The following is a 678-nucleotide window of genomic DNA, read 5'->3' as shown; positions in this document are numbered from 1 at the left end:
CACAAAACGCTCCGACGTCAGCGCACGCCGGTCCAGATAGCCACGCGCCAACCCCGCACCAGCCAGGTACAACTCACCCGCCACACCCACCGGCACCGGACGCAACGCACCGTCCAGCACGAACACCCTCGTGTTCACGATCGGCCCACCGATCGACGGCACCCCCGCCCCCGACAACGCACAACTCATCGTCGCGCACACCGTCGACTCCGTCGGCCCATAGGCGTTCACCATCCGCCGACCCACCGACCAACGCGCCACCACCTCCGGCGGGCACTCCTCACCCGCCACCACCAGCACACCACCCGACGGGAACCCCGCCGGATCCATCACCGCCACCAACGCCGGCGGCAACGTCATGTGCGTCACACCCCGACGCACACACAACCCACCCAACCGATCAGCCGTCAACTCCTCCGCCGGGGCCACCACCAACGCCGCCCCCGACAACAACGCCATGCACAACTCCCACGCCGCCGCATCGAAACTCACCGACGCGAACTGCAACACCCGACTACCCGCCGACACACCGAACCGCTCCACCTGAGCCGCCGACAGACTCGCAAAACCACCATGCGTCACCACCACACCCTTCGGCCGACCCGTCGACCCCGACGTGTAGATGACATAGGCCGGATGGGACGGTCGCAGCGGGGCGAGCAGCTCCGCGTCGGACAG

General features: G+C 68.1%; 1 protein-coding gene. It reads right to left on the bottom strand.

What is annotated here, in order from left to right; all coding sequences use genetic code 11:
- Window positions 1-678 (bottom strand): AMP-binding protein (locus tag ADK60_RS13090; RefSeq protein ID WP_159400417.1); only part of this gene is annotated, 678 nt, incomplete at both ends.

It is taken from the genome of Streptomyces sp. XY431, assembly GCF_001279805.1.
Taxonomy (GTDB): Bacteria; Actinomycetota; Actinomycetes; order Streptomycetales; family Streptomycetaceae; genus Kitasatospora; species Kitasatospora purpeofusca.
The sequence above is the reverse complement of the archived record's forward strand: the minus strand, read 5'-3'. Positions and strand labels throughout refer to the sequence as shown.